Genomic DNA, 15,865 nt, shown 5'->3' on the forward strand with positions numbered 1-15,865 from the left:
GCGAGTAGGAAGGCGGGGAACCCCGTGCCGGGACACGACGGAGCGCCGCCACCCCGGGCGGGGGCGGCGGCGCTCGGTGCCGGAGCTCAGCGCAGGAAGGGGTCCACGGCGACGGCCACGAACAGCAGCGAGACGTAGGTGATGGACCAGTGGAACAGGCGCATCTCCTTCAGCTTCGCGCCGGTGAGGCCGTTCTTCGCCCGGGCGAGCAGCCCGTGCGCCTCCCAGAGCCACCAACCGCCGGTGACCAGGGCGACCGCGGTGTAGAACCAGCCGGTGTAGCCGAGCGGGGTCAGCAGCAGCGACACCCCGACCATCACCCAGCTGTACGCGACGATCTGCCGGGCGACCACCTTGTTGGAGGCGAGCACGGGCAGCATCGGGACGCCGACCCGGGCGTAGTCCTCCTTGACCTTCATCGACAGCGGCCAGTAGTGCGGCGGCGTCCAGAAGAAGATGACGAGGAAGAGGATGACGGCGGCCCAGGAGAGCGAGTTGGTGACGGAGGACCAGCCGATCAGCACCGGCAGGCAACCCGCGATGCCGCCCCAGACGATGTTCTGGGTGGTGCGCCGCTTCAGGATCATCGTGTAGACGACCACGTAGAAGAGGAGGGCGCCCAGCGCCAGCCACGCGGAGAGCCAGTTGACGAAGAGGCCGAACCACAGGGTGGAGACCACGGCGAGGGTGATGCCGAAGACCAGCGCCTCGCGGGGCGAGACCATCCCGGTGACCAGGGGCCGGCGGGCGGTCCGCTCCATCAACGCGTCGATGTCCCGGTCGATGTACATGTTCAGCGCGTTGGCGCCGCCCGCGGAGAGGTAACCGCCGATCGTCGTCATCAGCACGAGCCTGAGGCTGGGCACGCCCTGCTGTGCCAGGAACATCACGGGAATCGTGGTGATCAGCAGCAGTTCGATGATCCGCGGCTTGGTCAGCGCCACGAACGCCATGACCCGGGCTCGCAGCGGCCGGTGTCCCCGGCTCGTCCGCAGCATTCCCGCCGGACGGGATTCAACGGCCGTCACGCACACCCCTGACAGAGACATCAAAGCAAGCCTCCGGCTAGGCAGTCCCCGGCAACGGCTCGCGCGTACCACGCCACTGTAGACGTTGGCCTTACCTCGCCCTTCGCGGGGGTCGCTCGTGTTGGAGCGGGCTCCCCGACGCCTTCGCGACCTCGTGGTTCCCCCGCCGACGGCGGGCTGGCCGCCGTTCGGGCGACCCCGGGAGCCACGGTTCGGGGGCGCGCCCGCAGGGCGCTCGGGCGTGCCGGAGGGAGGGGCGCCGGACCGGAGGGCGACCCGGGCGGGTGCGGCCAGCGGTGCACGGCGTCCGCTCAGCGGAATGCGCGGGAGGGCCCCGAGAGGCGAACGGAAGCGGGCCCCGGCAGTCTGGTAGTTAAGCGAAAAATCGCACGTGGCGACGGCGGTAGGCTCGGCAGCGACCGGTGGGTGCTCGGACGCACCGGTTTCGGCGACGTGTCGTGCACCGCGGACGTCCCGGCCCGCACCGCCGCGGGCTGCGCCCGATACCCGACAACCCCGTTTTCCGAGCTTTCCGAGGACACCGAGAGGAGCCCTGACCCAGGGTGAGCACCAAGCCGACCACGACCGACCTCGACTGGACCGAACTGGACCAGCGTGCCGTGGACACCGCCCGTGTCCTTGCCGCCGATGCCGTACAGAAGGTCGGCAACGGCCATCCCGGTACCGCCATGAGCCTGGCGCCGGCCGCGTACACCCTCTTCCAGAAGGTGATGCGGCACGACCCCGCCGACCCGCAGTGGACCGGCCGCGACCGGTTCGTGCTCTCCGCCGGGCACTCGTCGCTGACCCTCTACACCCAGCTGTACCTGGCCGGGTTCGGCCTGGAGCTGGACGACCTGAAGGCGTTCCGCACCTGGGGCTCCAAGACCCCGGGCCACCCGGAGTACGGGCACACCGCCGGGGTCGAGACCACCACCGGTCCGCTGGGCCAGGGCGTCGCCAACGCGGTGGGCATGGCGATGGCGGCCCGCTACGAGCGCGGCCTCTTCGACCCGGAGGCGGCCCCCGGCACCTCCCCCTTCGACCACCACGTGTTCGTGATCGCCGGTGACGGCTGCCTCCAGGAGGGCATCTCCGCCGAGGCGTCCTCCCTGGCCGGGCACCAGAAGCTCGGCAACCTGGTGCTGCTGTGGGACGACAACCACATCTCCATCGAGGGCGACACCGAGACCGCGGTCTCCGAGGACACCGCGGGGCGGTACGAGGCGTACGGCTGGCACGTGCAGCGCGTCGAGCCGCAGGCCAACGGCGACCTCGACCCGGTGGCCCTGTACGCGGCGCTGGAGGCGGCCAAGGCGGAGACCGAGCGCCCGTCGTTCATCGCGATGCGTTCGATCATCGCCTGGCCCGCGCCCAACGCCCAGAACACCGAGGCCGCCCACGGCTCGGCGCTCGGCGAGGAGGAGGTCGCGGCCACCAAGCGGGTCCTCGGCTTCGACCCGGAGCAGAGCTTCGAGGTCGCCGACGAGGTCATCGCCCACACCCGGGCCGCGCTGGACCGGGGCCGGGAGGCCCGCGGCGAGTGGGAGAAGGGCTTCGCTGCCTGGCGCACCGCCCACCCGGAGCGCGCCGCCGAGTTCGACCGGATCGCGGCCAACGAGCTCCCCGCGGGCTGGGAGGACAAGCTCCCGGTGTTCGAGGCGGGCAAGAGCGTGGCGACCCGGGCCGCGTCCGGCAAGGTGCTCCAGGCACTCGGCGCGGTGATCCCGGAGCTGTGGGGCGGTTCCGCCGACCTGGCCGGGTCCAACAACACGACCATCGACAAGAACTCGTCGTTCCTCCCCGAGGGCAACCCCCTCCCGGAGGCCCACCCCTACGGGCGGACCATCCACTTCGGCATCCGCGAACACTCGATGGCCGCGGAGATGAACGGCATCGCCCTGCACGGCAACACCCGCATCTACGGCGGCACCTTCCTGGTGTTCTCCGACTACATGCGCAACGCGGTGCGGCTCTCGGCCCTGATGCACCTGCCGGTGACGTACGTGTGGACGCACGACTCCATCGGCCTCGGCGAGGACGGCCCGACCCACCAGCCGGTCGAGCACCTGGCCTCGCTGCGGGCGATCCCGGGGCTGAGCGTGGTCCGCCCGGCCGACGCCAACGAGACGGCGATCGCCTGGCGCGAGATCCTGCGCCGGCACACCAAGGTGTTCGGCGAGGGCACCCCGCACGGGCTGGCGCTGACCCGGCAGGGCGTGCCGGTGTACGCCCCGAACGAGGACGCGGCCAAGGGCGGCTACGTGCTGTTCGAGGCGGAGGGCGGCGCCCCCGAGGCGGTGCTGATCGCCACCGGCTCCGAGGTCCACCTCGCGGTGGAGGCCCGGGAGCGGCTCCAGGCGTCCGGCGTGCCGACCCGGGTGGTGTCGATGCCGTCCGTGGAGTGGTTCGAGGAGCAGCCGCAGGAGTACAAGGACGCGGTGCTGCCGCCGTCGGTGCGGGCGCGGGTCGCCGTCGAGGCGGGCATCGGGCTGACCTGGCACCGCTACGTCGGGGACGCGGGCCGCATCGTGTCGCTGGAGCACTTCGGTGCCTCGGCGGACGGCAAGGTCCTGTTCCGCGAGTTCGGCATCACCGCGGAGGCGGTCGAGGCCGCCGCCCGGGAATCCCTGGCCGCCGTTCAGCGCTGACGCCAGTAGACGCAGAGATCACGTAGGAGTTGCTTTTCCCATGACCGACGCACTCAAGCGCCTCTCCGACGAAGGCGTGGCGATCTGGCTGGACGACCTGTCGCGCAAGCGCATCACGTCCGGCAACCTCGCCGAACTGATCGACCAGCAGCACGTCGTCGGCGTCACCACCAACCCGTCGATCTTCCAGAAGGCCATCTCCGGCGGCGACGGCTACGAGGCCCAGCTCGCCGACCTCGCGGCCCGCAGGCTGACGGTCGACGAGGCCGTCCGCATGATCACCACGGCGGACGTCCGGGACGCCGCGGACGTCCTGCGTCCGCTGTTCGACTCGACCGGCGGCCAGGACGGCCGGGTGTCCATCGAGGTGGACCCGCGGCTGGCGCACGACACCCGGGCGACCGTCGCCGAGGCCAAGCAGTTGGCCTGGCTGGTGGACCGGCCGAACACGCTGATCAAGATTCCGGCGACCAAGGCCGGCCTGCCGGCGATCACCGAGGTCATCGGCCTCGGCATCAGCGTCAACGTCACGCTGATCTTCTCGCTGGAGCGCTACCGCGCCGTGATGGACGCCTACCTGGCCGGTCTGGAGAAGGCGAAGGCCGCCGGCCTGGACCTGTCCGAGATCCGCTCGGTGGCCTCCTTCTTCGTGTCCCGGGTGGACACCGAGATCGACAAGCGGCTGGACGGGCTCGGCACCCCCGAGGCCGCCGCCGCCCGCGGCAAGGCGGGGCTCGCCAACGCCCGGCTCGCCTACCAGGCGTACGAGGAGGTCGTCTCCTCCGACCGCTGGCTGGCGCTGGACAAGGCCGGCGCCCACCCGCAGCGTCCGCTGTGGGCCTCGACCGGGGTGAAGGACCCGGCGTACAAGGACACCCTGTACGTCGACGACCTGGTCGCCCCGGGCACCGTGAACACCATGCCGGAGGCCACCCTGGAGGCCACCGCCGACCACGGGGTCATCACCGGCAACACCATCGCCGGTACGTACGAGCAGGCGCGGGCCGACCTCGACGCGGTCGAGGCGCTCGGCATCTCGTACGACGACGTGGTGAACCTGCTGGAGGACGAGGGCGTCGAGAAGTTCGAGGCGGCCTGGAACGACCTGCTGGCATCGACCGAGGCGGAGCTGAAGCGCCTCGCCCCCTCGGAAGGCTGAGACCCTTGACATCCGTCCACGGAGCCAATCCGCTTCGTGACGCCGCGGACCGACGGCTCCCGCGCATCGCGGGGCCGTCGGGCCTGGTCATCTTCGGCGTCACGGGCGACTTGTCCCGTAAGAAGCTGATGCCCGCCGTCTACGACCTCGCCAACCGGGGTCTGTTGCCGCCGGGCTTCTCGCTGGTGGGCTTCGCCCGCCGGGAGTGGCAGAACGAGGACTTCGCACAGGAGGTCCACGACGCCGTCAAGGAGCACGCCCGCACCCCCTTCCGGGAGGAGGTGTGGCACCAGCTGATCCAGGGCATGCGCTTCGTCCAGGGCGACTTCGACGACGACGACGCCTTCGAGCACCTGCGGGCCACGATCACCGACCTGGACCAGGCGCAGGGCACCGGCGGCAACTTCGCCTTCTACCTGTCGGTCCCGCCGAAGTTCTTCCCGCTGGTCGTGAAGCAGCTCAAGAAGCACGGCCTGGCCGACCAGGAGAACGGTTCCTGGCGCCGGGCGGTCATCGAGAAGCCGTTCGGGCACGACCTGGCGTCCGCGCAGGAGCTCAACGCGATCGTCCACGAGGTGTTCACCCCGGACCAGGTGTTCCGGATCGACCACTACCTGGGCAAGGAGACCGTCCAGAACATCCTGGCGCTCCGCTTCGCCAACACCCTGTTCGAGCCGATCTGGAACCGGTCCTACGTCGACCACGTGCAGATCACCATGGCCGAGGACATCGGCATCGGCGGCCGGGCCGGCTACTACGACGGCATCGGCGCCGCCCGGGACGTCATCCAGAACCACCTGCTGCAACTGCTCGCGCTGACCGCCATGGAGGAGCCCGCCTCCTTCGACGCGGACGCGCTGGCCGCGGAGAAGACCAAGGTCCTCGGGGCCGTGAAGCTCCCCGCCGACCTGGGCGCCGACACGGTCCGTGCCCAGTACGCCGAGGGCTGGCAGGGCGGCGAGAAGGTCATCGGCTACCTCCAGGAGGACGGCATCGACGGCCGGTCGAAGACCGACACCTACGCGGCCGTGAAGCTCCAGATCGACAACCGCCGCTGGGCGGGGGTCCCGTTCTACCTGCGCACCGGCAAGCGGCTGGGCCGCCGGGTGACCGAGATCGCGGTGGTCTTCCAGCGCGCCCCGCACTCCCCCTTCGACCACACCGCGACCGAGGAGCTGGGGCAGAACGCCCTGGTCATCCGGGTCCAGCCGGACGAGGGCGTCACCGTGCGCTTCGGCTCCAAGGTGCCGGGCACCTCGATGGAGGTCCGGGACGTGTCCATGGACTTCGCGTACGGCGAGTCCTTCACGGAGTCCAGCCCGGAGGCGTACGAGCGACTGATCCTGGACGTGCTGCTCGGCGACTCCAACCTCTTCCCCCGCACGGAGGAGGTCGAGCTGTCCTGGAAGATCCTGGACCCGATCGAGCGCTACTGGGACGGCCACGGCAAGCCCGCGCAGTACGCGTCCGGGACGTGGGGCCCCGCCGAGGCGGACGAAATGCTCGCACGAGACGGACGGAGCTGGCGCCGGCCATGAACATCGACCTTACGGACACCACGGCCAGCCGGATCAACAAGGCGATGGTCGAGGCCCGCCGCGCCATCGGCTCGCCGGCCGTCGGCATGGTGCTGACCCTGGTCATCGTCACCGACGAGGAGAACGCCTACGACGCGCTGAAGGCGGCCAGCGAGGCCTCGCGCGAACACCCCTCGCGCACCGTGGTGGTCATCCGCCGGGTGTCGCGCTCCCCACGGGGCCGCACCACCTCCCGGCTGGACGCCGAGGTCCGGGTGGGCGGCGAGGCCGGCACCGGGGAGACCGTGGTGCTGCGGCTGTACGGCGAGGTCGTGGACCACGCGCAGTCGGTGGTGCTGCCGCTGCTGCTGCCGGACGCGCCGGTCGTGGTGTGGTGGCCGATCAACGCGCCCTCCGACCCGGCGCGCGACCCGCTGGGCGCGCTCGCCCAACGGCGGATCACCGACGCCTACACGGCCGAGCACCCGGTCGGGGAGCTGTCGGCCCGGGCCGACAGCTACGCCCCCGGGGACACCGACCTGTCCTGGACCCGGATCACCCCGTGGCGGTCGATGCTGGCCGCGGCCCTGGACCAGATCGTCTGCACGGTCACGGCCGCCGAGGTCGAGGGCGAGGAGTTCAACCCCAGTGTGGAGCTGCTGGCCATGTGGCTGGCGGAACGGCTGGGAACTCCGGTGACCCGGACCGTGTCGAGCGGCCCCGGGCTGACCGCGGTGCGGCTCCAGACCGACTGCGGCCAGATCGGGCTGGACCGCCCGGACGGCTCGTTGGCCACGCTGTCCATCGCCGGGCAGCCGGACCGTGCGGTCGCGCTCAAGCGGCGGGAGACCGCCGAGCTGATCGCGGAGGAGTTGCGGCGGCTGGACCCGGACGACACCTACGCCTCCGTCCTGCGGTTCGGGGTGGGCCGGTTGGTGGACACCGCGAACGGTGACGCCCCCGCCGGGCGGGAGCCCGCGCCGGAGCCGTCGCAGGAGCAGGGACCGGACGCGGCCGGGGAGGCCAAGCCCCCGGCCAAGGCGGCGAGGAAGCCGGCGGCCCGGAAGGCGCGCACGTGAGCACACCGCAACTGGTGGTCCACCGGGACAAGGAGCTGATGGCGCAGGCCGCCGCCGCCCGGTTGATCACGAAGATCGTGGACGCCCAGGCCGCCCGGGGCTCCGCCTCGGTGGTGCTCACCGGCGGGCGCAACGGCAACGCGGTGCTCGCCGCACTGGGCGCCGCACCGGCCCGGGACGCCGTGGACTGGTCGCGGATCGACCTGTGGTGGGGTGACGAGCGCTTCCTCCCGGAGGGCGACCCCGAGCGGAACGTCACCCAGGCCCGGGCGGCCCTGTTGGACGCGGTACCGCTGGACCCCGAACGGGTGCACGCGATGCCGGCCTCCGACGGGCCGTACGCGACCGGCGGGCCGGAGGGCGACGGGGCGGACACCGCCGCCGCCGCGTACGCCGCCGAACTGGCCGCCGCCGCGGGCCCCGAGGACCACGGACCCGTGCCCACCTTCGACGTGCTGATGCTGGGCGTCGGCCCGGACACCCACGTGGCCTCGCTCTTCCCGGAGCTGCCGGGGGTACGGGAGACGGAGCGGACGGTGGTCGGAGTGCACGGAGCGCCGAAGCCGCCGCCCACCCGGATCTCGCTGACCCTGCCCGCCATCCGGGCCGCCCGTGAGGTGTGGCTGCTCGCGGCGGGCGAGGACAAGGCGGAGGCCGTGGCCATCGCCCTGTCCGGGGCGGGCGAGGTGCAGGCCCCGGCCGCCGGGGCACGGGGGCGGGCGCGGACCCTGTGGCTGCTGGACGCGGCCGCCGCCTCCGGGCTGCCCCGGGAGCTGTATCCGCCGGCCTCCCCGTAGGGGCCCCCTCCCCGTACGGTCCGATCGACGCGCGTGCCGGGCACCCGGAGGTTCGGGTGCCCGGCACCGTCATGTCAACGGCCGCGCAGCTCCCGGTACTTGGCGACCAGGGCCGTGCTGGAGGCGTCGAGGCCGGGGACCTCGGCGCCCTCGGTCAGGGCGGGCTCCACCCGCTTGGCGAGCACCTTGCCCAGTTCCACGCCCCACTGGTCGAACGAGTCGATGTGCCACACCGCGCCCTGGACGAAGACCTTGTGTTCGTACAGGGCGATGAGCTGGCCGAGCACCGAGGGCGTCAGCTCCTTGGCGAGGACGGTGGTCGTCGGGTGGTCGCCGGGGAACGTCTTGTGGGGGACCAGGTGCTCCGGGACCCCTTCGGCGCGCACCTCCTCCGCCGTCTTGCCGAAGGCGAGGGCCTGGGTCTGGGCGAAGAAGTTGGCCATCAGCAGGTCGTGCTGTGCGGCGAGGCCGGGGGCGAGGTCGGCCACCGGCTCGGCGAAGCCGATGAAGTCGGCCGGGATCAGCTTGGTGCCCTGGTGGAGCAACTGGTAGTAGGCGTGCTGCCCGTTGGTGCCCGGGGTCCCCCACACCACCGGGCCGGTCTGCCAGGCGACGGGTTCGCCGTCGCGGTCGACGTACTTGCCGTTGGACTCCATGTCCAGCTGCTGGAGGTAGGCGGCGAACTTGGACAGGTAGTGCGAGTACGGCAGCACCGCGTGCGACTGGGCGTCGTGGAAGTTGCCGTACCAGATGCCGAGCAGCCCGAGCAGCAGCGGCACGTTCTGCTCGGGCGGGGCGTTGCGGAAGTGGCGGTCCACGATGTGGAAGCCGTCGAGCATCTCCCGGAACCGCTCCGGCCCGATGGCGATCATCAACGACAGCCCGATGGCCGAGTCGTAGGAGTAGCGCCCGCCGACCCAGTCCCAGAACTCGAACATGTTCGCCGGGTCGATGCCGAAGTCGGCGACCTTCTCGGCGTTGGTCGACAGCGCCACGAAGTGCCGTGCCACCGCTTCCTGACCGGCCGACAGCCCGTCGAGCAGCCAGCTGCGGGCGGCGGTGGCGTTGGTGATGGTCTCGATGGTGGTGAAGGTCTTGGAGGCGACGATGAACAGGGTCTCCGCGGCGTCCAGGTCGCGGACCGCCTCGTGCAGGTCGGCGCCGTCCACGTTCGACACGAAACGGAACGTCAACGAGCGGTCCGTGTACGAGCGCAGCACCTCGTAGGCCATGGCGGGACCGAGGTCGGAGCCGCCGATGCCGATGTTGACGACGTTCTTGATCCGGGCCCCGGTGTGGCCGGTCCACTCCCCGGAACGGATCCGTTCGGCGAAGGCGCCCATCCGGTCGAGGACCCGGTGCACCGCGGGCACCACGTTGCGCCCGTCCGCCTCGATGACGGCGTCGACGGGCGCGCGCAGCGCGGTGTGCAGGACCGCACGGTCCTCGGTGGTGTTGATCTTCTCCCCGCGGAACATGGCGTCCCGCAGCGCGTACACCCCGGCGGCCTCGGCCAGTTGGCGCAGCAGGCGCAGGGTGTCGTCGGTGACCAGGTGCTTGGAGTAGTCGATGTAGAGGTCACCGACCTGGAGCGCGTAGCGGGTGGCGCGGTCCGGGTCGGCGGCGAACAGGTCGCGCAGCCGCAGTGCGTCCTGTTCCTCCCGGTGCTTGACCAGGGCGGTCCACTCGGGCGTCTGGTGGAGCCGAGTACGGCCTTCTGCATTCATCTCGGACTTCGTCCTTCTCTCTGCCGTCGCCTGTTGCCGTGCCTTGCCGCGGGCACTCTCCAACCTAGTTGATCAGGGGCCCGGACGACGGTCGCCCACAGCTGCCGGCCCCGCCCCGGACCCGGGACAGCAGGACGAGGGCGGCCAGGGCGAAGGTCGCCGCGGCCAGGTGGGCCGGCGCCCGCGGACCCCACCCGGTGGCCGCGACGCCGCCGAGCAGGGCGCCGAGCGCGCCGGCCCCGATGCTCAGGGTGCGGAACGCCGCGCTCACCCGACCGAGCGACCCGGGTGGCGTGCGGAGTTGGGTCACCGTCGTCTGCTGGACGTTCCACACCAGGCCCAGGAAGCCGAACGCCACCAGGGCGGCCACCAGGACGGCGATGCCGGGGGCCGCGCCGGCGGCGACCAGGGCGCCGCCCTGTCCGACCGCGCAGCACAGCAGCGTCCGGAGGGCTCCGAGCCGGTCGCCGAGGCGGCGGGCGAGGAATCCGGCGACGAGGCTGCCGACCGCGTACCCCGTCAGGGCGAGGGCGTACTCCCCCTCCCCCGCGTGCAGCCCGTCGGTAACGAGGACGATCAGGGTGGCGACCAGGGCGCCCACCCCGAGGTTGGTGAGGGCGGTGGCGGTGCACAGCGCCCGGAGCACCCCGTCCCGCCACAGCGACCGCACTCCCCGGACCACCTCGGTGCGCAGGCCCGCCCCCGGGGCCTGGGACGGGCGGTCGGGCGGGTCGACCGGGCGCAGGGCGGTCAGCAGGGCCGCGGCCAGCAGATAGGTGAGCGCGTCCACGGCGTAGGGGGCGGCAGCGCCCAGGGTCAGCACGAGGGGGACCAGCGGGACGGCGATCAGCCCGCCGGCGATCTGTTGTCCCGTCATCAGCCGGGCGTTGGCGCTGGCCAGCGCATCCGCGGGGACCAGCGCGGGCAACAGGGCGGTGGCGGCGTTGTCGAAGAGCGTCTGGAGGGTGGTGAGGGCGAGGGCCAGCACCACCAGCAGTCCGATCGACGCCCGGTCGAGGGCGACGGCCACCGCGAACGCGCCGACCAGCAGGGCGCGGACCAGGTCGACGTGGATCATGGCGCGCCGCTGGTCGAGGCGGTCGGCGAGGGCGCCGCCGAGGAGCCCGAAGACCAGCCACGGCAGGTATCCGCTGGCCGTGACGGTCGCGATCAGCAGGGGTTCGTCGGTGAGGGTCGCCGCGAGCAGGGGCAGCGCGGCGGTGCGCAGGGCGTCGCCGAAGCGGGACAGCACGGCCGCCGCCCACAGCCGTCCGAATCCGCCGCGCCACCGCACGGCCGTGGCGGTGCTCCCCCGCACTCCGCTGGTCACGGCCACCGCTCCGGCCCCCCGTCGTCGCCCACCGATCACTGGCGCAACCGTAGGGCCCGCCACTGACAGGGGTGCACGACCTGCGGGAACGCGAGGGGCCGGGCGCCCCGTGGGGTCCCGGCCCGGGTGGGTCCGCCGTCAGATCTCGCCGCGCAGCTTCGCCAGCGCCTCGGCGAGGATCGCCTCGCCGTCGGCGTCGCTCCGCCGTTCCCGCACATAGGCGAGGTGCGTCTTGTACGGCTCGGTCCGCGGGGGGGCCGGGGGGTTGTCCCGGTCCTGCCCCGCGGGGAAACCGCACCGCGGGCAGTCCCAACTGTCGGGGACCTGCGCGTCGCTGGCGAAGCTCGGCTGCGTCTCGTGCCCGTTCGAGCACCAGAAGGAGATGCGCAGCCGTGGCGCGGACTCGCCGCGCTCGGCCTCGCCCATCGGCCCCGCCCCGACCCGGCTTCCTCGGATCGCGTTGCCACTTGCCACGGTCGTAACTCCCTGCGTGATGGTGCCGCGAAGCGAGTCGGCGTAACGCTTCGCTGCGAGCGCCTCAGTCTACGTAAGGCCCAACGCGCGTCCAGGGACGGGAGTTACCCCCTGCCCCGAGACGCAAGCCCCATGATAGGCCGCGCCGGGGGGCGCGGACCCGTCATGGGGCTCGACGTGGCGTGCGGGTGCGACGGACGAGGCTCAGTTGTCGAGCTTCATCATGATCGCGAGGGCGACGATGCAGGCGAACCAGAGCAGGCCGACCACGACGGTGATCCGGTCGAGGTTGCGCTCGGCGACCGAGGAGCCGCCGACCGACGACTGCATGCCGCCGCCGAACATGTCGGACAGACCGCCGCCCTTGCCCTTGTGCATCAGCACCAGCAGCGTGAGCAGCAGGCTGAAGACGATCACGGCGATCGAGAACCCGAAAACCACAGCGAACTCCCTTTCCGGGGTCTTCCCTCGGATCTTGATGGACGGCGCGGGGGCCGCGGACGTCGGACGGGCCGGTGGACGTCCGCCCCGCGGGACCCTGTGGTACCCGCGTGCCGAGCGCCGTGCCCGTCTTCCGGCCGTCGGCCCCCGCAAGGGTACGACGGATCGTCGCTAGCGCCTACTCACGCCTGCTCGAAGCGGACGATCCTGACGAACTCGTCGGCGTCCAGTGCGGCACCGCCGACGAGGGCGCCGTCCACGTCGGGCTGCGCCATGATCGCGGCGACGTTGCCGGACTTCACGGAGCCGCCGTACTGGATGCGGACCTTCTCGGCGAGTTCCTTGGAGTAGAGCTCGGCGAGCCGGCCGCGGATCGCCGAGCACACCTCCTGGGCGTCCTCGGGCGTGGCGACCTCGCCGGTGCCGATGGCCCACACGGGCTCGTAGGCGATGACGATGGTCTCGGCCTGCTCGGCGGGCAGGTCCTTGAGGGCCCCGTCCAGCTGGTTGAGGGTGTGCGGCACCTGCTGGCCCGCCTTGCGCACCTCCAGGCCCTCGCCCACGCACAGGATCGGGGTGATCCCGTGCTTGAAGGCGGCCTTGACCTTGGCGTTGCACAGCTCGTCGGTCTCGCCGTGGTACTCGCGGCGCTCCGAGTGGCCCACCGCCACGTAGGCGCAGTTCAGCTTGGCGAGCATCACCCCGGAGACCTCGCCGGTGTACGCACCGGAGTCGTGCGCCGAGAGGTCCTGCGCGCCGTACTTGATCTTCAGCTTGTCGCCGTCGACGAGGGTCTGCACGGACCGCAGGTCGGTGAAGGGCACCAGGACGGCGACCTCGACGGCCTCGTAGTCCTTGTCCGCGAGGGCGAAGGCGAGCTTCTGGGTGTGGGCGATGGCCTCGAGGTGGTTGAGGTTCATCTTCCAGTTGCCCGCCATCAGCGGGGTACGGGTCTGGTTCGTCATGAAGGTTCAGTTCTCCAGTGCGGCGAGACCGGGGAGCGTCTTGCCCTCAAGGTATTCGAGGGAGGCGCCGCCGCCGGTCGAGATGTGACCGAATGCCCGCTCGTCGAAGCCCAGGGTGCGCACGGCCGCGGCGGAGTCGCCGCCGCCGACGACCGTGAATCCCGGGGAGTCGATCAGGGCCTGGGCGACCGCGGTGGTGCCCTCGGCGTAGTCGGGGTGCTCGAAGACACCCATGGGGCCGTTCCAGAAGACGGTGGCCGCGTCGGCCAGCTTCGCCGCGTACAGCTCACGGGTCCTCGGACCGATGTCCAGGCCCTGCTGGTCGGCCGGGATGGCGTCCGCGGCGACCGTGGTGGGGTGGGCCGGGGCCTTGGTCTTCAGGTCCGGGAAGCGGGGGGCGACCAGGAGGTCGACCGGGAGCACGAACTCCACACCGCGCTCGGCGGCCCGCTTCAGGTACTCCTGGACGGCCGGGATCTGGTCCTCCTGGAGCAGCGAGGTGCCCACCTCGTGGCCCTGGGCCTTGAGGAAGGTGTACGCCATGCCGCCGCCGATGAGGATGCGGTCGGCCCGCTCCAGCAGGTGGTCGATCACCCCGAGCTTGTCGGAGACCTTGGCGCCGCCGAGCACGACCGCGTAGGGCCGCCGGACGTCCTCGGTGAGCTTCTCCAGGACGCCGACCTCGGTGGCGATCAGATGCCCGGCGTAGTGCGGCAGCCGGGCCGGCAGGTCGAGGACGGAGGCGTGCCCCCGGTGCACGGCGCCGAAGCCGTCGCCCACGTAGACGTCGGCGAGGGCGGCGAGGCGGTCGGCGAACTCCCCGCGTTCGGCGTCGTCCTTGGAGGTCTCCCCCGGGTTGAAGCGCAGGTTCTCCAGGACGGCGACCTGGCCCGGCTGGAGGCCGTCCACGGCCTCGTGGGCGGCGGCCCCCACGGTGTCCTGGGCGAAGGCGACCGGCGCACCGAGCAGTTCACCGAGGCGCTCGGCCGCGGGCAGCAGCGAGAACACCGGGTCGGGGGCGCCCTGGGGGCGGCCCAGGTGCGAGGCGACGACGACCTTGGCGCCCGCTTCGGCCAGCGCCTTCACGGTGGGCAGCACGGCACGGATGCGCCCGTCGTCGGTGATGGTGCCGTCGGCGAGCGGCACGTTGAGGTCCGCGCGCACGAAGACCCGCTTGTTGTCGACGCCTTCGGCGAGGAGTTCGTCGATCGTCTTCATTCAGTCGCTCCTAGTACTCCAACGAGGAGGTCTCGCAGGGCGTTGCGAGGAACTGCGGGGGCGCAGGGTGCTCCCCGCAGGGCTTGTGCATGTGAGAGGGCCCGGGCGAGCGCTCCTTCGCGCTGCCCGAGCCCTCTTGCTCACATGGGGTGCCCGTAGCGGGTACGGATCAGAGCTGCTCGCCGACGAAGACCGTCAGGTCCACGAGGCGGTTGGAGTAGCCCCACTCGTTGTCGTACCAGCCGAGGATCTTCACCGTGTTGCCCTCCTGGACCATGGTCAGGGAGGAGTCGAAGATGCAGGACGCCGGGTCGCTGACGATGTCGGAGGAGACGATCGCGTCCTCGGTGTAGGCCAGGAAGCCCTTGAGGGCGCCGTCCTCGGCCGCCTTCTTGAAGACGGCGTTGACCTCGTCCTTGGTGGTCTCGCGCTGGAGCGTGACCACCAGGTCGGTGGCGGAGCCGGTGGGGACCGGGACGCGCATGGCGATGCCGTCCAGCTTGCCCTTGAGCTGCGGCAGGACCAGGGCGGTGGCCTTGGCGGCGCCGGTCGTCGTCGGGATGATGTTCTCGGCGGCGGCGCGGGCGCGGCGCAGGTCCTTGTGCGGGAAGTCCAGGATGCGCTGGTCGTTGGTGTACGCGTGGACCGTCGTCATCAGGCCCTTGACGATGCCGAAGTTCTCGTCCAGGACCTTCGCCATCGGCGCCACGCAGTTGGTGGTGCAGGAGGCGTTGGAGATGACGTGGTGCTGCGCCGGGTCGTACTGGTCCTGGTTGACGCCCATGACGACGGTGATGTCCTCGTCGGTGGCCGGAGCCGAGATGAGGACCTTCTTGGCGCCGCCGGCCAGGTGCTTCGCGGCGTCGGCCTTCTTGGTGAAGATGCCGGTCGACTCGATGACGATGTCGACGCCGAGCTCGCCCCAGGGGATGTCGGCCGGGTTGCGCTCGGAGAGCACCTTGATGGTGTGGTCACCGACGGTGATCGTGTCGGCGGTGTGCGACACCTCGGCCTTCAGTCGACCCAGGATGGTGTCGTACTTCAGCAGGTGGGCGGTGGTCGCGGTGTCACCCAGGTCGTTGACAGCCACGATCTCGATGTCTGCACCCTGCTCCAGCAGCGCGCGGAAGTAGTTACGACCGATGCGGCCAAAGCCGTTGATGCCTACGCGGATCGTCACGAACCGATCTCCTCGTTGGTGCGCCGGGGTGCGACGCCCGGCGAGTTGTATGGGATGTCCCCGACCACTTCCGACCCTACCTCCCCGGGCCGCCCGGGGTGACACCGAGATGCCATTTAAGGGAGCCCTCGGAGGCGTACCACCGGGTAGTCGGTGCGCCCCGCAGCTCTTCCGATACGGGGCCCCCGCGGATGAGCGCGAAGAGGGGTGGCGCGCGCGGGGCGCACCCTCCCGGCGGGCACCGAGGGCGGTTGTGCAACGACGTTCCGTCACGCCCCCGCGGGTCTCCCGTGCCGGTC

At 71.6% G+C, this 15,865-nt stretch carries 13 protein-coding genes; 5 read left to right on the plus strand and 8 right to left on the minus strand.

What is annotated here, in order from left to right; translation table 11 throughout:
• Positions 1 to 86: 86 nt before the first annotated feature.
• Complete coding sequence (locus tag ACSMX9_RS04715; RefSeq protein WP_445400197.1) at positions 87 to 1,049, minus strand: heme o synthase; 963 nt, start codon at positions 1,047 to 1,049, stop codon at positions 87 to 89.
• Positions 1,050 to 1,591: 542 nt separating this feature from the next.
• On the opposite strand from ACSMX9_RS04715, the gene tkt reads away from it, so the two are divergent.
• Genes tkt through pgl form a run of 5 tightly spaced genes read left to right on the plus strand, consistent with a single transcriptional unit; the run spans position 1,592 to position 8,231 of the window.
• Positions 1,592 to 3,679: a transketolase gene (tkt, locus tag ACSMX9_RS04720; RefSeq protein WP_445400199.1), complete on the plus strand. Its 2,088-nt coding sequence runs from the start codon at positions 1,592 to 1,594 to the stop codon at positions 3,677 to 3,679.
• Positions 3,680 to 3,719: 40 nt separating this feature from the next.
• Positions 3,720 to 4,838: a transaldolase gene (tal, locus tag ACSMX9_RS04725; RefSeq protein ID WP_351244341.1), complete on the plus strand. Its 1,119-nt coding sequence runs from the start codon at positions 3,720 to 3,722 to the stop codon at positions 4,836 to 4,838.
• Positions 4,839 to 4,843: 5 nt separating this feature from the next.
• A complete protein-coding gene (zwf, locus tag ACSMX9_RS04730) occupies positions 4,844 to 6,376 on the plus strand; it encodes a glucose-6-phosphate dehydrogenase (protein ID WP_445400201.1) in 1,533 nt (510 codons plus the stop codon).
• Complete coding sequence (gene opcA, locus ACSMX9_RS04735) at positions 6,373 to 7,434, plus strand: glucose-6-phosphate dehydrogenase assembly protein OpcA (protein WP_445400203.1); 1,062 nt, start codon at positions 6,373 to 6,375, stop codon at positions 7,432 to 7,434. Before zwf ends, opcA begins: the two co-directional genes overlap by 4 nt.
• The gene (gene pgl, locus ACSMX9_RS04740) at positions 7,431 to 8,231 is read left to right on the plus strand and encodes a 6-phosphogluconolactonase (protein WP_445400205.1); all 801 of its coding nucleotides are present in this window, start codon (positions 7,431 to 7,433) and stop codon (positions 8,229 to 8,231) included. The genes opcA and pgl overlap by 4 nt, the downstream gene beginning before the upstream one ends.
• A gap of 74 nt (positions 8,232 to 8,305) precedes the next feature.
• Here the strand turns inward: pgl and pgi are convergent, their stop codons facing one another.
• From pgi to gap, 7 genes are all read right to left on the minus strand, one after another.
• Complete coding sequence (gene pgi / locus ACSMX9_RS04745; RefSeq protein WP_445400207.1) at positions 8,306 to 9,958, minus strand: glucose-6-phosphate isomerase; 1,653 nt, start codon at positions 9,956 to 9,958, stop codon at positions 8,306 to 8,308.
• A gap of 64 nt (positions 9,959 to 10,022) precedes the next feature.
• Positions 10,023 to 11,294, minus strand: coding sequence for an MFS transporter (locus ACSMX9_RS04750; protein WP_445402890.1), 1,272 nt, complete (start codon positions 11,292 to 11,294; stop codon positions 10,023 to 10,025).
• A gap of 132 nt (positions 11,295 to 11,426) precedes the next feature.
• Positions 11,427 to 11,762: an RNA polymerase-binding protein RbpA gene (locus ACSMX9_RS04755; RefSeq protein WP_173263245.1), complete on the minus strand. Its 336-nt coding sequence runs from the start codon at positions 11,760 to 11,762 to the stop codon at positions 11,427 to 11,429.
• A 204-nt stretch (positions 11,763 to 11,966) separates the two neighbouring features.
• On the minus strand, positions 11,967 to 12,203 hold the full coding sequence (secG, locus tag ACSMX9_RS04760) for a preprotein translocase subunit SecG (RefSeq protein WP_366116652.1): 237 nt from the start codon (positions 12,201 to 12,203) through the stop codon (positions 11,967 to 11,969).
• 182 nt (positions 12,204 to 12,385) lie between these two features.
• Positions 12,386 to 13,168: a triose-phosphate isomerase gene (tpiA, locus tag ACSMX9_RS04765; RefSeq protein WP_445400209.1), complete on the minus strand. Its 783-nt coding sequence runs from the start codon at positions 13,166 to 13,168 to the stop codon at positions 12,386 to 12,388.
• Positions 13,169 to 13,174: 6 nt separating this feature from the next.
• Entirely contained in the window at positions 13,175 to 14,386 is a 1,212-nt protein-coding gene (locus ACSMX9_RS04770; RefSeq protein ID WP_366116654.1) for a phosphoglycerate kinase, read from the minus strand.
• Positions 14,387 to 14,555: 169 nt separating this feature from the next.
• A complete protein-coding gene (gap, locus tag ACSMX9_RS04775; protein ID WP_351244360.1) occupies positions 14,556 to 15,566 on the minus strand; it encodes a type I glyceraldehyde-3-phosphate dehydrogenase in 1,011 nt (336 codons plus the stop codon).
• Between the last annotated feature and the right edge of the window lie 299 nt (positions 15,567 to 15,865).

The organism is Streptomyces sp. LE64 (genome assembly GCF_052606915.1).

Bases quoted from the DNA above. Each gene is read 5' to 3' on its own strand.
- ACSMX9_RS04770 (WP_366116654.1), bottom strand. From the start codon at position 14,386: ATGAAGACGATCGACGAACTCCTCGCCGAAGGCGTCGACAACAAGCGG.
- tpiA (WP_445400209.1), bottom strand. From the start codon at position 13,168: ATGACGAACCAGACCCGTACCCCGCTGATGGCGGGCAACTGGAAGATG.
- pgi (WP_445400207.1), bottom strand. From the start codon at position 9,958: ATGAATGCAGAAGGCCGTACTCGGCTCCACCAGACGCCCGAGTGGACC.
- ACSMX9_RS04715 (WP_445400197.1), bottom strand. From the start codon at position 1,049: ATGTCTCTGTCAGGGGTGTGCGTGACGGCCGTTGAATCCCGTCCGGCG.
- opcA (WP_445400203.1), top strand. From the start codon at position 6,373: ATGAACATCGACCTTACGGACACCACGGCCAGCCGGATCAACAAGGCG.
- tal (WP_351244341.1), top strand. From the start codon at position 3,720: ATGACCGACGCACTCAAGCGCCTCTCCGACGAAGGCGTGGCGATCTGG.